The following is an 18874-nucleotide window of genomic DNA, read 5'->3' on the forward strand; positions in this document are numbered from 1 at the left end:
AGCGTTCGCTCTTTAGCGGGGGCGAACGCTAATCCTGTCCATGACTTAGGACTTTTTGCCATTGCAACCCTCCATCAAAGCAATCCCAAGATTGCCTTTGCCTCTATTCAGCCTCCCCCTACCCGTAATGAAATCTCGCCACGAGTCTTGCTTTACACAGGGGCATACGCCATTTACCTCTCATAAGATTTTGCGAGGCGACTATGGCACTTCCCGTACAACAGCAGGTTAAATACTGGGGTATCTCTACAGCGGTATTTCTAATCACGCTCTGGTTTTTGGGTGACGTGATTTTGCCGTTTGTGCTGGGCGGGGCAATCGCATATTTCCTTGACCCGGTTGCGGACCGTTTAGAGACCATGGGCTGCTCACGCGCTGCCTCGACCACCATCATCACTTTGATCGGCGTTTTGATCTTTGTCGTTATGGTTCTTGCGGTGGTTCCGACTTTGGTGTCGCAGGCAACCTCTCTCATTCAGATCGCGCCGCAGCTCGCAAGCGATTTACAGGCGTTTTTGACCGAACGCTTCCCCCAACTCTTGGAACCTGACAGCGCCGTCAGCCAGACCCTCTCTGTCATAGGGCAGCAGGTTCAAGAAAAAGGCGGAGCCCTGCTTCAGACAGCTCTCAGTTCAGCCGCCTCATTGATCAATGTTGCAGTGCTCATTGTCATTGTCCCCGTTGTGGCCTTCTACCTGCTTCTGGACTGGGACAACATGGTTGCAAAACTTGACGAACTTTTGCCCCGCGATCACGCGCCCGTTGTGCGTCATCTCGCGTCAGAGGTCGATAAAACCTTGGCGTCGTTTGTACGCGGCATGGGGACCGTTTGTCTGGTGCTGGGCACCTATTATGCAGTTGCCTTGATGCTGGTCGGATTACAGTTTGGCCTTGTTGTTGGGTTTATAGCTGGCCTGGTCACTTTTATTCCCTATGTGGGTGCACTGGTCGGCGGCGCTTTGGCCATTGGCCTTGGCTTGTTCCAATTCTGGGGGGACTGGTTTTCACTTGGATTGGTGGCTGCGATTTTTGGTCTTGGCCAGGTGATCGAAGGCAACGTTTTAACACCAAAACTGGTTGGCAGTTCGGTTGGCCTACACCCGGTTTGGCTTATTTTCGCCTTGTCAGTCTTTGGGGCACTGTTTGGGTTTGTTGGCATGCTGGTGGCCGTACCGGTTGCTGCCTCGATCGGCGTTCTGGTGCGTTATGGCACAACCCAATACAAAGCCTCTCGGCTCTATCGCGGCCTGAGTGATCGCAGCGATACCTAACCATGGCAGAACAACTCGGTCTCAAGCTTCCTGCCCGCCCCGCATTGGGTCGTGATGATTTTTTTGTAACCCAGGCCAATGCGATGGCGCTGGCACTGGTTGAAAGCTGGCCGAATTGGCCCGGCAACAAATTGGCCATCATTGGTGCCCAAGGCAGTGGCAAGACCCATCTCACACATGTGTGGGCCGCCCTAAGCAACGCCCAGATTGTATCAGCACGCAACCTCACCCGAAGTGACATTCCGTCCTTGGCTTCGGCACCGATCGCCATCGAAGATGTGCCCGCCATTGCGGATGACCCAGATGCTCAGAATGCTCTCTTTCATCTGCACAATCTCACCTTGGCAGAGGGCCATTCCATGTTGTTTACCGGCATCTCAGAACCCAAACACTGGGGCCTAGGCTTGCCAGACCTTGCAAGCCGTATGCAGGGCACAACAATCGCGGCGCTTTCCGACCCTGACGACACTTTGCTAACGGTGCTTTTAGCAAAGCTCTTTGCTGACCGGCAAATTGTGCCGACCCCCGACACGATCCCCTATCTGGTCAAGCACATGGATCGCAGCTTCGCCGCCGCAAGCCGATTGGTTGAAACACTCGACAACGCGTCTCTTGCACAAAAAAGGCCTATCACCCGGGCCTTTGCGGCAAAACAGCTTAAGTCTGCTTAGACTTTTTGGCACCCAATGCCAGCAGCGACAGATCAATTGCCCTGTTCTCTGGACTTCTTTGTAAACCAACGCGATAGTGCCATATTCCCGTTACCGCCCTCAGGCAAATGTAGGCATATGACTCACGCAGACTTTCTTAAAAATGATTTTCCCGCCCCCGTTGAACTTGCGCACCTTGATCAGACCAGCCAAGCGCGGTTTTTCAATCGCGAGCTAAGCTGGCTGTCGTTCAACTGGCGGGTTTTGGAAGAAGCGGAGAACCCACGTGTGCCCCTGCTTGAACGGCTGCGCTTTCTGTCCATTTCAGCCTCTAACCTTGATGAGTTCTTTACGGTGCGTGTCGCCGGATTGCGGGAACTACACCGAGAAGGCAATGCCGTGCCTGGGCTTGATGGTCTGACCCCAGCCGAGCAACTTGTGCTGATCAATCAAGACGCGCGTAATCTGATGCAGCGGCAACAAAGAACCTTCGGCACGCTTCGTTCCGAGATGGAACAAGAAAACATCATCCTGCTGGATCACAAGAGTGTCACGCCCGAGGACAAGATCTTTCTGGCTGATGTGTTCCTAAACAACGTATTCCCGGTTCTGTCACCGCTTGCGATTGACCCGGCGCATCCGTTTCCCTTCATTCCCAACACCGGCTATTCGCTGGCGCTTGAACTAGAGCGCAAGAAAAGCAAACGCACCTTGCAGGCCCTGTTGCCCATCCCCGCCCAGATCGACCGGTTTGTCGCACTGCCATCTGATCCCGGCATTTTCCGTTTCTTGCCGCTCGAAGATCTGTTGCTCTTGCATCTGGACAGTCTCTTTCCGGGATACAAAACCAAAGGCCATTGCACTTTCCGTGTCTTGCGCGACAGCGATCTAGAAGTCGAAGAAGAAGCCGAAGATCTGGTGCGCGAATTCGAAGTCGCGCTAAAGCGCCGCCGTAGGGGTGAAGTTGTTCGGTTAAAAATGTCCGCCAATGCGCCATCCAGCCTGCAATCCCTGATCAAACACGAACTGCATGTGCAGGGCGATGAGATTGTTGAAATCGATGGGATGATCGGCATTGGTGATCTCAGCGAGTTGGTTTTGGACGAAAGACCAGATCTGTTGTGGCCCTCCTTTACCCCGCGCGTCCCGGAACGGGTGCAAGACCACCATGGCAATATGTTTGAAGCCATCAAACAAAAAGACATGCTGTTACATCACCCCTATGAAACCTTTGACATGGTTGTCCGGTTTCTCAATCAAGCAGCCCGCGACCCCAATGTTGTTGCGATTAAGCAAACCCTGTACCGCACATCCAAACGCTCTCCGATTGTTGAAGCCTTGTGCGAGGCCGCTGAGGATGGGAAATCGGTCACAGCATTGGTCGAGCTTAAAGCCCGCTTTGATGAGGCCGCCAATATTCGCCAATCCCGCCGCTTGGAACGCGCTGGTGCCCACGTGGTTTACGGCTTTACTGACTGGAAAACCCACGCCAAGATTTCAACCGTGGTGCGACGCGAAGGCGATCGTCTTGTCACCTATACGCACTATGGCACCGGCAACTACCACCCGATCACTGCCAAGATTTACACTGACCTCAGCTTTTTCACCTGCGACGCCGCCCTAGGGCGCGATGCAACCAAAGTGTTCAACTATCTTTCGGGCTATGTTCAGCCAGAAAGCCTCGAGAACCTAGCGATCTCGCCGCTGTCGCTGAAATCAAAACTGATCGGAATGATCCGCGCCGAAGCAGAGTACGCGACAGCTGGCAAGCCCGCCGTGATCTGGGCGAAAATGAACTCTTTGATCGAACCCGAGATCATCGACGAGCTTTACAAAGCATCGCAGGCGGGTGTGAAAATCAGCCTCGTGGTGCGTGGTATTTGTGGCCTGCGCCCTGGCATCAAAGGCCTGTCAGAAAACATCCGGGTAAAATCTATCGTTGGGCGCTTTTTGGAACACAGCCGCATCGCGTGTTTTGGCAACGGCCATGGCCTGCCCTCTAACAAAGCCAAAGTTTTCTTTTCCTCTGCTGATTGGATGGGCCGCAACCTTGTGCGTCGTGTTGAAACTCTGGTCGAAGTAAAAAACCCGACCGTGAAGGCCCAGATTGTTGGGCAGATCATGGCGGCAAACCTAGCAGATGTGGCCCAAAGCTGGGTGATGTCAGCGGAAGGGTCTTTCATCCGCACTCCAATGCCCGAAGGAGAGTTCTCGTTTAATTGCCATCGCTTCTTTATGGAAAACCCGTCGTTGTCTGGCCGCGGTTCTGCAGGTGCGGCAGATGTTCCAAAATTGACGCACACCGATTGACCCAGCCGCGCGCTTAGCGCATTTTCAGGACCAACACAGGGCCGGAGTGATTCATGAAGATAGTTGGCGAGTCTGCTCAAGATTGGGGCCCCTTTGGGCGCCCATTGTTCAATGATCCTTCTGCCCGCAAACTGTCCCGCGTTGGCGTTGTGGATGTTGGCTCCAACTCAGTGCGTTTAGTGGTCTTTGACGGTGCCGCGCGCAGCCCCGCCTATTTCTACAACGAAAAAATTATGTGTGCCTTGGGGGCCGGCCTGTCTGACACCGGCCGATTGAACCCAAAAGGACGCGAACGCGCCCTTGCTGCCATCCGGCGTTTCCAAGTTGTCGCGCGCCAAATCTGCGACGAACCTTTGACCGCCGTCGCCACGGCTGCGGTGCGCGAGGCAGAAGACGGCAACGATTTCTGTGACGAGGTTCTGCGCGAAACCGGGCTGAAAATTCATATCATCGACGGTCAAGAAGAGGCCCGTTTGTCAGCCCAGGGCGTTTTACTTGGCTGGCCGGGATCTTACGGATTGGTCTGCGATATCGGCGGTTCCTCGATGGAGCTCGCCGAAATCAGCGAAGGCGAAATCGGCAAACGTGTCACGTCCCAGCTTGGCCCGCTGAAACTGCGTGATGTCTCTGGCGGCCAAAAAGGCCGCAAGGCCTATATCAACGAGACATTGGATGCGTTGCAACAGGCCATGGGCGAACAGCAAAATCGCCTGTTTTTGGTAGGCGGTTCTTGGCGCGCAATTGCCCGCATTGATATGGAGCGTCGCGGATATCCATTGCGGGTTCTGCACGAGTATCGCATGAGCGCCAAAGCCATTTCAGCAACCGCAAAATTCATCAAATCGCAAGATCCGCAAGACTTGCGCAGCCGCTGCGGGGTTTCGGCCCAGCGGATGTCTCTGGTGCCACTCGCCATCGAGGTTTTGAAAGGCGTTGTGCGTCGCTTCAAACCGCACGATATCGCCATTTCCTCATATGGTATTCGCGAGGGTATGCTTTATGAACAAATGCCCGACCGACTGCGCCGCAGAGACCCGCTGATCGAGGCCTGCCGTTTTGCCGAGGCGAAAGATGCACGAGTGCGAGGATACGGCAAAGTCCAATTTGATTTGATCAAACCTTTGTTTAATGCCGCCAGTGAAAGCCGCATGCGCATCATCAAAGCGGCCTGTTTGTTGCATGACGTCAGTTGGCGCGCACACCCAGATTACCGCGCAGAAACCTGTTTTGACTATGCAACGCGCGCCAACTTAGGGGGGCTAACCCACAGCGAGCGGGTGTTTCTAGGCCTCGCCCTGCTGCACCGCTATCAAAACAAGCGCGAAGGCACCCGCTTTAATGATCTGTTTGAATTGCTCAGCCAAAAAGATTTGCAGCAGGCCGAAGTGCTTGGAAAAGCCCTGCGGTTTGGAGCCATGCTCTCGATGCAAAGAGATGTAAATGTGGGCACTTTCACTTATCGCCCCAAAAAGCGCGAACTGCATTTGAAATTACCCAAATCCTCTGAACCGTTGTTTGGTGAGGTGGCCAAAGCCAGGCTTGAATCTTTGGCGTCATCCTTAGATGCTCAAGCTTTCGTCAAGATCACGCGCTAAAGTTCTATTGCTTCATCCGCAGCGTCGCTTTGCTCGTCTTTACGAGGCTTACGCCGAATGATGATATCGCCGTTTGGCAACATCTCTGGTGCCTCATAAGCGCTCCAGTCTTCAACCTCTTCCAGCAAGTTGCCAAAGGCCGGACCCATCTCCGCGAAAAACTGCAACATCTGCGGGCCCATTTCTTGGGTCAAAGAGCGTAGCTCTTCAAGCGCCGGTTCCATTTCATCCGTCAGCCCTTTGAAAAACATTTCGGCACCCATTTGCATCAGCGACTTGCCGCTGCCGTGCTCTGGTTGTTCCTCCGCCAAAGGTGACGTTGCCGTCAGAGCAGCAACCAATATCAAACCAATCGCATCTGTGCGCATAGGATCTCTCCGCATGTGGATGCCTTAGATATCAAGATCCAAGGTAACAGGAAAATGGTCTGACGCTGTCAACAACGCTTGGCGCAGCTTGGGGTCGTGCCAGCAGGCCTGATCATCAAACGGGTGCCAGATGCGCCATTCCGGTCGTTTGCTGCGCAAACTTTCTGAAACCATAATGTAATCCAGTAAGGCCTGCAAAAAACGCTTATCCTTGTGGATGTAAAACCGCGACGTTGTTGGTTTTGCCCCCAATCTGCGAGACAAGGCAGCGCGTGCATGTGGGTCATGCAAACAGTTTTTTCCCTTTTCGCCCATGACAATTTCGACTGACGAGCGCCCAAAAAGGTCTTCGTATTCATCAAGACCCGGTCCATCGTTGAGATCGCCCAATACAATCAGGTGTTCATTTGCCTCAAGATACCGAACAACCCGTCGCCGCAACCAAATCGCTTGCGCCAATTGTTTACGCCGATTGGCAATCGAAATGCGCATCACATCCGCTGCATTGCGCGCGCCATGCGGGGCCTTTGATTTTAGATGTACCCCAATCAAACGCAGCGTCTGATTGGTCAAAGTGGTCAACTCCAGCTCGAGAGGTGGCTTTGAAAACTGCACAATGTCCTGATTTTCATCTACGTCCAAATCAATGTGAAATTCCTGATCAAAACGCGGCGCATCAAAACTTCCGTGCGGATTATGTTTGACGCGCACAACATCCGGGTCATACAGCAGGGCGATTTCCTGTTGTGTATCGTTGGAAAACCCGATGATCGCCTTGTTTGTGCGTAAATCAAAGGCATTTGCAAACCCTTCTAGCGCGGCAACAGTAGAGCGCCGACCATTTTGATCAGGCGCTTCAATCACCATAATCGCGTCACTGTCCAAGGTTTGAAAAACCACCGACAAGGCGTCGATTTGTTCCGCCTTGGTGACATCGCGCCGCGACGACCAACTGCCATCCTTAATCAGCTGGTCCTGCTCGTCAAATAGACCAGTGAACCACTCCACATTATAGGTGGCAATGCGCATCAAGCGGCCTTGCGGCTGATGGTTTCCCAAGCCTGATTGACATCAATCATTTTTTTCTCTGCCATTTTGATTGCCTCCTGAGGTACACCACGCGCCATCATGGCATCAGGGTGGGTCCGCCGTACCAATTGCCGCCAGGCCTGACGAATTTCTGGCATGGGCGTGTCCGGAGTAACGCCTAGAACGGTATAGGGATCTGGAGCACTGTCTGGCACAAACCGCGTTTTGATCGCCTGAAATTTGGCAGGGTCCATTTCAAAGATCTCTGCAACACGTTCCAAAAACACATCTTCGTTTGGATGAAACGTGCCGTCTGCCATCGCGATATGAAACAGCCCCTCCATCAAGTCACAATAACAACTGTGATCCTCGCGAAAGAGATTGCGAATGCTCTGGGCATATTCTTCAAAGCCCGCCGCATCCTTGCGCGCAAGGTTAAACACCTTGGCAGCCCCAGCTTCATCCTGAGCAGAAATTTGAAAGACCTCACGAAACGCAGTCACCTCGTCGCGGGTCACTTGACCATCGGCCTTTGCCATTTTTGCGCCCAAGGCAATCACTGCAATGGTAAAGGCCACCGACCTTTCCGGCGGTGCGCGCAACTTTTCAAAGACCTCGGTGAGGCTTTCACCGCTGGCCAAAGCGGAAATCGCATCGCTTATTCGAGCCCAAATAGACATACCAAAATCCTACTCGTTTCACACGCCATTGTCACCGCGTTACAATTTTCTGCATTAAAATCAAATTCATCCACCTGTCAAACTTTCGCCCTACCTCCGGCATTTGTCCGACATGCTCAAATCCCATATGCGTATGGAAATCCACCGCACCTGTGTTCTCACCACCAATCGCCGCGACAAGTACGTGAACATCTGACTGGCGCGCCACCTGCTCGAGCGCCCGCAATAAGGCGCTGCCAATGGATTTGCCCTGCGCGCTGGCAAGCAAATACAGACTATGCTCTTTGCAATGCGCATATCCAGGCCCTGCCCTAAAGGGGCCAAGGGTGCCAAACCCAACAACCCTGCCCTGCAATTCAGCCACCAGAAAGCATCCGCGGCGTGCTGACACCAATTGCGTTACGTCTTTTATTGATTTTTCAGTGGAATTAAAGGTACTGATGCCGTCGCGAATTTCAGCATTCCATATCGCGGCAATCGATTTGGCATCGTTTGCGGTGGCGTCGCGCAAGATCATCACAAAACCTTTTGAGCAGGAGACGTTTAGTTTACATCAATAGCTTGGTAGCCCAAATGCAGGTCACAAAGCATCACAGATATCGCGACGTCAAGCCCTGTCCGGAGATTACGGGGCAAACATAGCAATGCAACCGCGTTTACTCAGTTTCGCTGAGCCCCACCCCAGCAGCTTTGCCAAATCCAATCCAAAAGCAAAAAACCACTTTTTCCGCAGGCAATTGACACAAAAACGGGCAGAGAAACCCTGCCCGTTCAAATCTCTTTTGCTTAGAAACCCGAGGTTTAACTACGCGCTTGACGGATCAAAGCCAGAATATCTTGCGCGGCTTCCGGAATATTTGTCCCCGGACCAAAAATCGCTTTGACCCCTGCTTTGACCAAGAAATCATAATCTTGCTGCGGAATAACCCCGCCACAGATGACGATAATATCGCTGGCGTCGTTATCGGCCAAAGCTTTGATCAGCTGCGGTGCCAGAGTTTTGTGGCCAGCAGCCTGTGACGAAATCCCAACCACATGAACATCATTGTCGATGGCATCTTGCGCGGCTTCTTCGGGGGTTTGGAACAACGGACCTACATCAACGTCAAAGCCAATATCCGCAAAAGCAGTCGCAATCACTTTGGCACCGCGATCGTGGCCATCTTGACCCATTTTCACAACCAGCATCCGTGGCCTGCGGCCTTCATCTTCAGCAAAATCCTCTACTGATTTCTGGATCTTGGCAAAACCTTCGTCGCCTTCGTAAGCCGCACCATAGACCCCCGCCAAGGTTTTGACTTCGGCGCGGTGACGACCAAACTCATCTTCCATGGCCATGCTGATTTCCCCTACAGATGCCCGTTGGCGCGCGGCTTCGACGGCCGCTTCCAAAAGGTTTCCACCTTCTTTTGCCCGCCGCGTCAGCTCTGCCAAAGCGGCTGCACAGCCAGCACTATCGCGGGTGGCCTTGATGTTCTCTAGACGCTCAATCTGGCTTTGTCGAACAGCCACATTGTCCACATCCAAAATGTCCAGATGGTCTTCTTTTTCCAGACGGTATTTGTTGACACCAACAACCACCTCATCACCGCGATCCACCATGGCTTGACGCCGCGCGGCGCTTTCTTCGATCCGAAGCTTAGGCATGCCAGAGGCCACAGCCTTGGTCATCCCGCCCATTTCTTCGACTTCTTCGATCAGCTCCCAAGCCTTAGTGGCCAAATCATGGGTCAGGCTTTCCACATAATAAGACCCTGCCAATGGGTCGACCACATTGGTCACACCAGTTTCCTCTTGCAAGATCAACTGCGTGTTGCGGGCGATACGGGCCGAGAAATCTGTCGGCAAAGCAATCGCTTCGTCCAAAGCGTTTGTGTGCAAGGACTGTGTCCCGCCCAACGCCGCTGCCATAGCCTCATAGGCGGTGCGCACAACGTTGTTATATGGATCTTGCTCTTGCAGCGATACGCCCGATGTCTGGCAATGGGTCCGCAGCATCTTTGACCGCTCTGACTTTGCGCCAAATTCTGTCATAATCCGGTGCCACAACAAACGCGCCGCGCGCAGTTTGGCGGCCTCCATAAAGAAATTCATACCGATGGCAAAGAAAAAGCTCAGACGCCCAGCAAATTTATCAACATCCATGCCGGCTTCGATTGCGGCACGGACATATTCACGCCCATCAGCCAAAGTATAGGCCAGCTCTTGAACGAGGTTCGCACCGGCTTCCTGCATGTGATAGCCGGAGATCGAGATAGAATTGAATTTGGGCATCTCGTTAGAGGTGTATTCGATGATGTCTGAGATAATCCGCATCGACGGTTCTGGTGGATAGATATAGGTGTTGCGCACCATGAATTCCTTCAGAATATCGTTCTGAATGGTGCCTGCCAGCAACGCCTTGTCATGCCCTTGTTCTTCACCTGCTACAATGAAACTTGCCAGAATAGGCACCACCGCGCCGTTCATGGTCATCGACACTGACACCTTGTCCAACGGAATGCCGTCAAACAAAATTTTCATATCCTCGACGCTATCGATCGCAACACCAGCTTTGCCAACATCGCCCACCACCCGTGGATGATCGCTATCATAACCGCGGTGGGTCGCCAGATCAAAAGCCACCGATACACCCTGCTGGCCAGCCGCAAGGTTACGACGGTAGAACGCATTGGATTCTTCTGCCGTCGAAAACCCGGCATATTGACGAATGGTCCAAGGGCGTCCAGCATACATCGTCGCCTTGACACCACGGGTAAACGGTCCAAATCCGGGCATAGAGCCCAAGTGATCGACGTTTTCAAGATCTTGCTCGGTGTACACCGGCTTGACGCCAATGCCCTCTAGCGTGTCCCAATCCAGATCTTTTAGGGGGCGCCCACGCAATTCTTTCTCTGCAAGCGCTTGCCATTCTTTTTTGGTCGTCATCTCGGTATCCTCTCATTAACAGGCGGATCGCTCTTTAAGGGAAACGATACTTGCGCTGCCATTCTTTGTCTTTGTTTGCCGGGCGCGGTAATAATTCCGCGATTCAAAAATTCAGCCATCGCATTCACCGCGATACCGCCTATATTGAGTCTTATGGGAACATTTAATCGACTCTGCTTAGCCCTTGTTATTCCGCTCTTTCTTGGCTCTGAACTGGCCGCACAAGAGGCCGTGGAACCAGACCGTCCTTCCGTCTTCATCGACGACACAGACGTCGACATAGACGGCTTCCTTTGGACACACCGTCCGATCGTTGTTTTTGCCGATAGCGAAAACGACCCGCGCTTTGTAAAACAACTCGAGTTGCTCAACGCGCTGCCGGAAGAATTACGATTGCGGGACGTGGTGGTGCTCACCGACACCGACCCAGCCGCAAAGTCGGCGCTGCGCAAAAAACTGCGACCACGCGGTTTTATGTTTGTTCTGATCGGCAAAGACGGCACGGTATATCTGCGCAAACCTTTGCCGTGGAATGTGCGCGAGATCACCCGATCTATAGATAAGCTGCCGATGCGCCAGCAAGAAATTCGCGATCGACGCGTCACACAATAGGTTGGGCACCATGGCAGCCTGGGAAAAGCTGGCTTTTCCCTGCAGTCCATATGGTGCCCAAACCCAATCACGGCTTATTCAAACTCCATGATCACATCATCAACCGCCAGGCTATCACCGGCACTCGCGTTGATCTTTGCCACCACAGATTTCTTTTCTGCCCGCAGAATGTTCTCCATTTTCATGGCCTCTACGGAACACAAAGCCTGACCTTCTTGCACTTCTTGGCCAACCTCTACCTCGACCTTGACGATCAATCCCGGCATGGGGCACAGCAATAGCTTGCTGGTATCTGGCGCGACCTTTTCGGGCATCAGGCGGGCCAATTCTGCCTGACGCGGCGTGCGCACGTGTACTTTCATATCTGCGCCACGGCTGCGAATGCGGAACCCACCAGAAATTTTGCCAACCTTAAGTGCAAGCAATTTGCCGTCAATATCCAACGTCGCCAGTTGATCCCCCGGTGTCCAGTCACTGCTGACGCGCACAGCGGTTCCATCAGAAAAGGAAACCGTTGACCCATCACGATCCGCGTCAATCTGCACTTCAAAGTCGGTACCTTGCAAGGAAACGACCCAATCCGCACCCACACGTCGCTCGTGGTTATCCATGCGCCCCGACACGCGGGTCCGGCGGATTTCAGCCACACGGTGCATTGCCGCTGCACTTGCTGCCACTTGGCGCAACTCCGACTCTTTCAGCTGAACACCGTCAAAGCCTTCGGGGTATTCTTCTTCGATAAACGCCGTAGTCATGTCCCCTGAAATGAACTTGGGGTGATCCATGACGGCGGACAAGAACGGCAGGTTATGGCCAATGCCTTCAACTTCAAAACTGTCCAAAGCCACGCGCATCGCATCGATGGCTGCTTCGCGGGTTTCAGCCCAGGTACACAGCTTGGCGATCATCGGATCATAATACATGCTGATTTCGCCGCCTTCATATACACCGGTGTCATTGCGCACAGCCGCTTGACCAGTTGGCGCATCGCCCATCCATTTGCCATTCACCAACATCGGACCAGCTGCAGTTTCTGCAGGTGGGCGATAGCGGGTCAAACGCCCAATGGACGGCAAAAAGCCGCGATACGGATCTTCGGCATAAAGCCGGTTTTCAATCGCCCAGCCCGTCAAGGTCACATCGTCTTGTGAAATGCTGAGCGGCTCGCCATTGGCCACGCGGATCATCTGTTCGACCAGATCAACACCAGTAATCAACTCTGTCACCGGGTGTTCAACCTGCAATCGCGTGTTCATTTCCAAGAAATAGAAATTGCGCTCGCCATCAACGATGAATTCCACCGTGCCTGCTGACGCGTAATCAACGGCTTTGGCAAGCGCCACTGCCTGCTCGCCCATGGCTTTACGGGTTGCTTCATCCAAGAACGGCGACGGGGCTTCTTCAACCACTTTCTGCTGACGACGCTGAATAGAGCACTCGCGCTCACCCAGATAAATGCCATTACCATGCGCATCACACAGCACCTGAATTTCAATATGGCGCGGTTGCGTGATGAATTTCTCGATAAAGATCCGGTCATCACCAAAGCTGTTGGCAGCCTCGTTTTTGGACGATTGAAAGCCTTCGCGCGCCTCTTGGTCATTCCAGGCAATCCGCATGCCCTTGCCACCACCACCGGCAGAGGCCTTGATCATCACCGGATAGCCAATTTGATTGCTGATTTTCACAGCTTCGTCGGCATCTTCAATCAGACCCATATAGCCTGGCACGGTACTCACATCTGCATCTTGCGCGATTTTTTTCGAGGTGATTTTGTCACCCATCTTTTCAATCGCCCCAACAGGTGGGCCAACAAATGCCACGCCCTGCGCCGACAGTGCCTCGGCGAACTTGGCATTTTCAGAAAGAAACCCATATCCAGGGTGCACGGCTTGGGCACCGGAATCTTTGATCGCCTGCATCACCTTGTCGATGACAATATAGGATTGATTGGCAGGCGGCGGCCCAATGTGAATGGCCTCATCCGCCATCTCAACATGCAGTGCATTTTTATCAGCATCCGAATAGATGGCCACGGTTGAAATGCCCATCTTTTTAGCCGTTTTGATAACACGGCAGGCGATTTCGCCCCGGTTCGCGATCAGGATCTTATTGAACATGGGATGTCCCTTCTGGTTCTTGGCTCAAAGGCTGGCCCTTGAGTTTCGGCAACAAAAATCCACCAGCGCGCAGAGCACCAGTGGATACAATGTCATTGGGTCGCAGTTGTGCGACAGGATTGGATTTAGCGGCAGCGTTCTGGGTAGGTTTGGCAGTAGGCCACATTGGCAAAGCCGCCAATGACCGCCGCAGTTTTTGCATTTCCGCCAGTGACGATGGCTGCACCGGCACCCGCGCCCGCGCCCAAGACACCCTGTTCAAGCGCTGTGTCGCCACAGGCCGACAGGCCAAGCGACGCCGCGCAAATGACGGCAATCTTCCAGTATTTATACATGATCTAAAGCCTTCCCTGCTGTTGCTCGATGTCATCCAGCATGGCACAGCCCACGGATTGCGAAAGCCACAGGCAACAAACGCAGTTATTTCGGCAAGGCTTTGCGCAGAGCGTGTCAGGCCAGGGAATGAAATTGCAGACGGTTCGGAGGGGACATCGCCAAACCGTCTGCAGGGGGAAGGGTAACGGAATACTCTGTTACAGGCGACCACGGAGGGATATGTGATCGCCATGGGTGCACTATCTTTGCGTGCATCGCGAAAGACAAGCGCACCCGTGGCTTGAAGAATTGCGCCAGCCAAAACCTGCCCAAACCCTGTAGGCGTCGGCAAATACATGCCAGTTACGCGACAGGCCCCGCCCTTTTTTGTAAGGCGATAAGCGATATTTGGCTGACAATTCCTCATTGCCAGTCATCGTCCGTTTCAAAGGCTTCCGGAAAGGACGCCCGCGCGACATTTTCATTGATCACCATGACCGCGTCATAGCTTGTGGGGTCAAAACCCTCCTCGACCGCAACCACTTCGCGGCCAAACAGCCAGCTCAGGCGGCCCGCGTCCAGATTGCCGCGTTCAAACGGCTGATCGCCAAAGCATTCCCACAGGGCTTTCATAAAAGCCGCGTCCGCACGCCGATCCGCTGGGCGACGGTCCTTAAACCGCTCACGACGCGTGACGGCTGTCGCCCCTTTGGGATTTGGGCGACGAATGACAAATTGAAAATCCGAACCCGGCAAACGCCCCGGGAAACCACGATGCTTGATCATGCCGCAACCCCCCGGATGTCAGAGGTGCGGGATTGGGCAGACGTGAAAGCCTGCCCAAGATACTTATTTATATTTGCCGGTGTGCATTGGCTCTGTCGAGATCGGCTCTGGATCAACAACAACATATTCTTCAACAGGCTCTTGGGCGCAGGCTGCGACCAGAACAACAAGGCCAACGGCCAAAACGGTTTTGATGCTCTTAGACATCTTTCTCTCCTAAATTTATTTTCAATAGAAACAGGGCCAGTTTGCCCTGCCTGCCTCTTTGTTAGGTACGAGGTATCTCGGGTGTACCCATGGGGCAGATTAAGAGAATTGGATGCAAAAAGAAACGCATAGCCCCCAAAGCCCAACTCATGTGGCTTCAAAGACGCAAATTTCCGCCGAACAGCGCGCCATGGCGCAATATCTTGTGGGTACATTAGAATCCCTCCCAGATGCAGATGTCAGTTTCGAGTGTGAATGCCTCGAAATACTGGGTCGCATCAGAGTTTGACACCCCAAAATCGGTTTCACGGTCAGAAAGCGAAACTACGATGTGATCGATGTCTTTTGACTGCGCGCCAACCACGCGCCAAGCCAAATGATTACACAGTGCCTCAAAATCTCCCGCCACATCAGAATAGACGTGGTCCGGACGGGCAATGGCAGGCATCACAAACCGCAGCCGCAAAACCTGCGCCCCATCTGGCAATTGATCAACGCGTTTTTCTTGCAGTTGAACCGCATACCCAGAGGGCACAGCCAGGGTTTCCTCCAAAACCCCAGCCGTGGCCGCGCCCGCAAGGGCCCCTCCTATCGCGGCGTATTTCAACCAATTCGCCATTTTACACCTGGCCTGCAGCACGCGCGTAGTTGCTCCAGCGCGCGCGATTGCGCGGGTCCGCCAGAACTTCCGCTATCAAGGCGTCAACCGTGGGTTTGTGAAAGGTCGCCTCGATGCGACCGCCTGCAGTTACCCGCAAACCGGTGCCTGCCTGCACAACACAAACCACTGGGGAAAACCCGCGCAGCTTTTGCAACTTGCGCCACAGATCCTGACGCACTTGCTGGGCCACCTTCAAAACGCGGCCAGCAGGCAAGGTCGTTTCCGCACAGACATCAAAACGCACGGGCAGAACACGCGTCACCGTCACGCTGCCCTCATCGCGTAGAATATGCCAAGTGTTGCGTCCCACATCTCACCTTTGTTCTTGATCCAAATACCCTTGGGGGAAAGCGAAACCCTGTTTCGCTGCGGGGGCAAACAGCCCCCGACCACCCCCGCCTAAAGCGGAATGTTGTCGTGCTTTTTCCAAGGATTCTCGAGCTTCTTATTGCGCAGGCTTGCAAAAGCCCGGCTGACACGGCGGCGGGTCGAATGCGGCATGATCACCTCATCGATAAAGCCGCGCTCGGCAGCAACAAACGGGTTAGCAAAGCGATCCTCGTAATCTTGCGTATGCTTGGCGATTTTCTCCGCATCCCCAAGATCCGCACGATGGATGATTTCCGTGGCTCCCTTGGCCCCCATCACCGCAATTTCCGCCGTCGGCCAAGCATAATTGAAATCACCGCGCAGATGTTTGGACGCCATCACGTCATAGGCACCGCCATAGGCTTTGCGGGTGATCACCGTGACCTTTGGTACGGTGGCCTCGCCATATGCAAACAACAACTTGGCCCCATGTTTGATCACGCCGCCATATTCTTGTGATGTGCCCGGCAAAAACCCAGGAACATCCACAAGCGTCAGGATTGGGATCTCAAAACAATCACAAAATCGCACAAAGCGTGCGGCTTTACGGCTGCTGTCAATATCAAGACACCCCGCCAAAACCATTGGCTGATTGGCCACGACCCCAACGGTCTGTCCTTCAAGACGCATAAAACCGGTGATGATATTCTTGGCAAAATCTTCTTGGATTTCGTAAAAATCACCCTCGTCGGCAATCTTCGCGATGAGTTCTTTCATGTCATAAGGGGTATTGGGGTTCTCTGGAACAATCGTGTCCAAACTCGCCTCCACGCGACCCGGCTCATCAAAAAACGGCCGCACCGGAGGTTTCTCGCGATTGTTCAATGGCAGGAAATCCACCAGACGCCGCACTTCTGCCAAGGCCTCGACATCGTTTTCAAATGCGCCATCGGCAACAGAAGATTTCTTGGTATGGGTAGAAGCCCCACCCAATTCCTCTGCGGTCACCACTTCGTTGGTCACTGTTTTGACGACGTCCGGACCGGTGACAAACATGTAAGATGTGTCTTTTACCATAAAGATGAAATCTGTCATCGCAGGTGAATAAACCGCACCGCCCGCACAAGGGCCCATGATCACGGAAATCTGCGGCACAACGCCCGAAGCCATGATATTGCGCTGAAACACTTCTGCATAGCCTGCCAAAGACGCCACACCCTCTTGGATACGCGCCCCGCCGGAATCATTGATGCCGATCACAGGCGCGCCATTCTGAATGGCCATATCCATGATCTTGCAAATCTTTTCAGCGTGGGTTTCAGACAGGGAACCGCCAAACACCGTAAAGTCCTGTGAGAACACATAGACCATGCGGCCATTAATCGTGCCCCAGCCGGTGATCACGCCATCACCAGCAGGCTTTTGCTCTTGCATGCCAAAGTCTGTACAGCGATGCGCTTTGAACATATCGAATTCTTCAAAGCTACCTTCGTCCAGCAACAATTCGACACGTTCCCGCGCGGTCAATTTGCCCTTGGCATGCTGACTATCAATACGGCGCTGACCACCACCCAAACGCGCAACATCGCGGCGGCTCTCTAGCTCTTGAAGAATATCTTTCATTCCGGTTCCCCTTGAATTTCCCAGCACCATAGGGGCGACTGGGAAAATCCGGAAGTAAAATTCGGCAAATTTGCAAATACATGCAAATGCAATGCTTGAATAATGCAAACTTGCTAATTTTGAACCGCTAAGTTCATTTTCTGTTTGGATTCTATAGACAGCTCAGAACACAGGCCCTAGCTATCTCAATATGACACAAAGCCAAACAGTTCGCTATTTTGACAGCGCAACTCCACCGCATATTTCAACTCTGATCCTATTGGCCGGGGCTAGCGCTCTGACCATGAATATCTTTTTGCCCAGCCTGCCCGGCATGGCCGCATATTTTGAAACCGACTACCGGATCATGCAATTGTCGGTCGCGGTCTATCTGGGTTTCAGCGCGTTTCTGCAAATCATCATCGGCCCGATTTCTGACAAAGTGGGCCGCCGACCCGTGATGCTCTGGGGCCTCGTGCTCTTCTTGATCGCCACTTTGGGCTGCATCTTTGCGCCAAACGCAACCGTATTTCTTGCATTCCGAATGGCCCAAGCCGTAATGGCCATCGGCATGGTGCTGTCGCGCGCCGTGGTGCGCGATGTGTTTCCTTCAGACAAAGCCGCCTCAATGATTGGCTATGTCACCATGGGCATGTCGATTGTGCCCATGCTTGGGCCGGTTCTGGGCGGTGTCATCGAACAAAGCTTTGGATGGAAGGGTAATTTCTGGGTGCTATTTAGTTTGGGCGCGCTGACGCTGGCAATTGTCTGGCGCGACGTGGGCGAGACCAAATCCTCCAGTGGCAAGACATTGATTGCCCAATTCAAGGAATATCCAGAGCTTTTGACCAGCCCGCGATTTTGGGGCTACACGCTGGCATCAGCCTTTGCTTCGGGCGCGTTCTTTGCCTACCTCGGCGGGGCACCTTTTGTGGGCACTGAGCTGTTTGAAATGCGCCCTGCCGTTCTTGGGACCTATTTTGGCGCACCAGCTGTTGGCTACTTTTTTGGTAATATGATCACCGGGATCGTTTCTGCCCGCATCGGCATAAATCGCATGGTGTTTTGGGGATGTTTTGTGAATGCAGCAGGCATAGCAGCCTCGCTCATGGTATTTGAAATGGGGCTTGGTTCGCCGCTCAGCTTCTTTGGCTTTATGACGCTTGTCGGTCTGGGCAATGGCCTGGTGATCCCCAGCGCCACATCCGGAGCGCTCTCGGTGCGACCGCACCTTGCGGGAACAGCCTCCGGGCTAACTGGCGCAATGATGATCGGCATCGGTGCACTGCTGTCAGCTTTGGCCGGCGTCCTACTTACCCCTGACACTGGCGCATTCCCTCTTTTGTGGTTGATGTTCATCAGCTCTGTGCTTGGCATTATCTCAATCTGGTGGGTTGTTTGGCGCGAAAAACAGATCAGAGGCTAGCCATC

The 18874-nt window shown here is 53.4% G+C and carries 18 protein-coding genes; 6 read left to right on the top strand and 12 right to left on the bottom strand.

Annotated features, from left to right (window positions below; all coding sequences use genetic code 11):
* Positions 1 to 203: 203 nt before the first annotated feature.
* The 4 genes from ABXG94_RS06310 (at position 204) to ABXG94_RS06325 (ending at position 5826) form a co-directional block, all read left to right on the top strand.
* Positions 204 to 1271, top strand: a complete 1068-nt coding sequence (locus ABXG94_RS06310; RefSeq protein ID WP_353532972.1) for an AI-2E family transporter — start codon at positions 204 to 206, stop codon at positions 1269 to 1271.
* A 2-nt stretch (positions 1272 to 1273) separates the two neighbouring features.
* Complete coding sequence (locus ABXG94_RS06315; protein ID WP_353532973.1) at positions 1274 to 1942, top strand: HdaA/DnaA family protein; 669 nt, start codon at positions 1274 to 1276, stop codon at positions 1940 to 1942.
* Positions 1943 to 2059: 117 nt separating this feature from the next.
* On the top strand, positions 2060 to 4231 hold the full coding sequence (locus ABXG94_RS06320) for an RNA degradosome polyphosphate kinase (RefSeq protein ID WP_353532974.1): 2172 nt from the start codon (positions 2060 to 2062) through the stop codon (positions 4229 to 4231).
* A gap of 53 nt (positions 4232 to 4284) precedes the next feature.
* A complete protein-coding gene (locus ABXG94_RS06325; RefSeq protein ID WP_353532975.1) occupies positions 4285 to 5826 on the top strand; it encodes a Ppx/GppA family phosphatase in 1542 nt (513 codons plus the stop codon).
* Here the strand turns inward: ABXG94_RS06325 and ABXG94_RS06330 are convergent.
* From ABXG94_RS06330 to scpA, 5 genes are all read right to left on the bottom strand, one after another.
* On the bottom strand, positions 5823 to 6194 hold the full coding sequence (locus tag ABXG94_RS06330; RefSeq protein WP_353532976.1) for a hypothetical protein: 372 nt from the start codon (positions 6192 to 6194) through the stop codon (positions 5823 to 5825). The two genes, ABXG94_RS06325 and ABXG94_RS06330, sit on opposite strands and share 4 nt — an antisense overlap.
* A gap of 24 nt (positions 6195 to 6218) precedes the next feature.
* Positions 6219 to 7223: an endonuclease/exonuclease/phosphatase family protein gene (locus ABXG94_RS06335; RefSeq protein WP_353532977.1), complete on the bottom strand. Its 1005-nt coding sequence runs from the start codon at positions 7221 to 7223 to the stop codon at positions 6219 to 6221.
* A complete protein-coding gene (locus ABXG94_RS06340) occupies positions 7223 to 7903 on the bottom strand; it encodes a TerB family tellurite resistance protein (RefSeq protein ID WP_353532978.1) in 681 nt (226 codons plus the stop codon). Before ABXG94_RS06340 ends, ABXG94_RS06335 begins: the two co-directional genes overlap by 1 nt.
* Positions 7904 to 7934: 31 nt before the next feature.
* Positions 7935 to 8420 carry a GNAT family N-acetyltransferase gene (locus ABXG94_RS06345; RefSeq protein ID WP_353532979.1) on the bottom strand — a complete coding sequence of 162 codons (486 nt, stop codon included), beginning with the start codon at positions 8418 to 8420 and terminating at the stop codon, positions 7935 to 7937.
* Positions 8421 to 8704: 284 nt separating this feature from the next.
* Complete coding sequence (scpA, locus tag ABXG94_RS06350; RefSeq protein WP_353532980.1) at positions 8705 to 10831, bottom strand: methylmalonyl-CoA mutase; 2127 nt, start codon at positions 10829 to 10831, stop codon at positions 8705 to 8707.
* A gap of 153 nt (positions 10832 to 10984) precedes the next feature.
* On the opposite strand from scpA, the gene ABXG94_RS06355 reads away from it, so the two are divergent.
* A complete protein-coding gene (locus ABXG94_RS06355; protein ID WP_353532981.1) occupies positions 10985 to 11443 on the top strand; it encodes a DUF4174 domain-containing protein in 459 nt (152 codons plus the stop codon).
* A 74-nt stretch (positions 11444 to 11517) separates the two neighbouring features.
* Here ABXG94_RS06355 and ABXG94_RS06360 read toward each other — a convergent pair whose 3' ends face one another.
* From ABXG94_RS06360 to ABXG94_RS06390, 7 genes are all read right to left on the bottom strand, one after another.
* Positions 11518 to 13563, bottom strand: a complete 2046-nt coding sequence (locus ABXG94_RS06360) for an acetyl-CoA carboxylase biotin carboxylase subunit (protein ID WP_353532982.1) — start codon at positions 13561 to 13563, stop codon at positions 11518 to 11520.
* Positions 13564 to 13688: 125 nt separating this feature from the next.
* Positions 13689 to 13898, bottom strand: coding sequence for a hypothetical protein (locus ABXG94_RS06365; protein WP_353532983.1), 210 nt, complete (start codon positions 13896 to 13898; stop codon positions 13689 to 13691).
* Between the two features lie 403 nt (positions 13899 to 14301).
* Positions 14302 to 14664: a hypothetical protein gene (locus ABXG94_RS06370; protein WP_353532984.1), complete on the bottom strand. Its 363-nt coding sequence runs from the start codon at positions 14662 to 14664 to the stop codon at positions 14302 to 14304.
* A 63-nt stretch (positions 14665 to 14727) separates the two neighbouring features.
* Entirely contained in the window at positions 14728 to 14871 is a 144-nt protein-coding gene (locus tag ABXG94_RS06375) for a hypothetical protein (RefSeq protein ID WP_353532985.1), read from the bottom strand.
* A gap of 214 nt (positions 14872 to 15085) precedes the next feature.
* Entirely contained in the window at positions 15086 to 15490 is a 405-nt protein-coding gene (locus ABXG94_RS06380) for a DUF6497 family protein (RefSeq protein ID WP_353532986.1), read from the bottom strand.
* A gap of 1 nt (position 15491) precedes the next feature.
* Positions 15492 to 15842 (bottom strand): hypothetical protein, encoded by a 351-nt coding sequence (locus ABXG94_RS06385; protein WP_353532987.1) that lies wholly within the window; start codon positions 15840 to 15842, stop codon positions 15492 to 15494.
* An 89-nt stretch (positions 15843 to 15931) separates the two neighbouring features.
* A complete protein-coding gene (locus tag ABXG94_RS06390; RefSeq protein WP_353532988.1) occupies positions 15932 to 17464 on the bottom strand; it encodes an acyl-CoA carboxylase subunit beta in 1533 nt (510 codons plus the stop codon).
* 190 nt (positions 17465 to 17654) lie between these two features.
* Here ABXG94_RS06390 and ABXG94_RS06395 point away from each other — a divergent pair, with 190 nt between their 5' ends.
* Complete coding sequence (locus ABXG94_RS06395) at positions 17655 to 18869, top strand: multidrug effflux MFS transporter (RefSeq protein ID WP_353532990.1); 1215 nt, start codon at positions 17655 to 17657, stop codon at positions 18867 to 18869.
* The last annotated feature ends 5 nt before the right edge of the window (positions 18870 to 18874 follow it).

It is taken from the genome of Cognatishimia sp. WU-CL00825 (genome assembly GCF_040364665.1).
In the GTDB taxonomy this organism is placed as follows: Bacteria; Pseudomonadota; Alphaproteobacteria; order Rhodobacterales; family Rhodobacteraceae; genus Cognatishimia.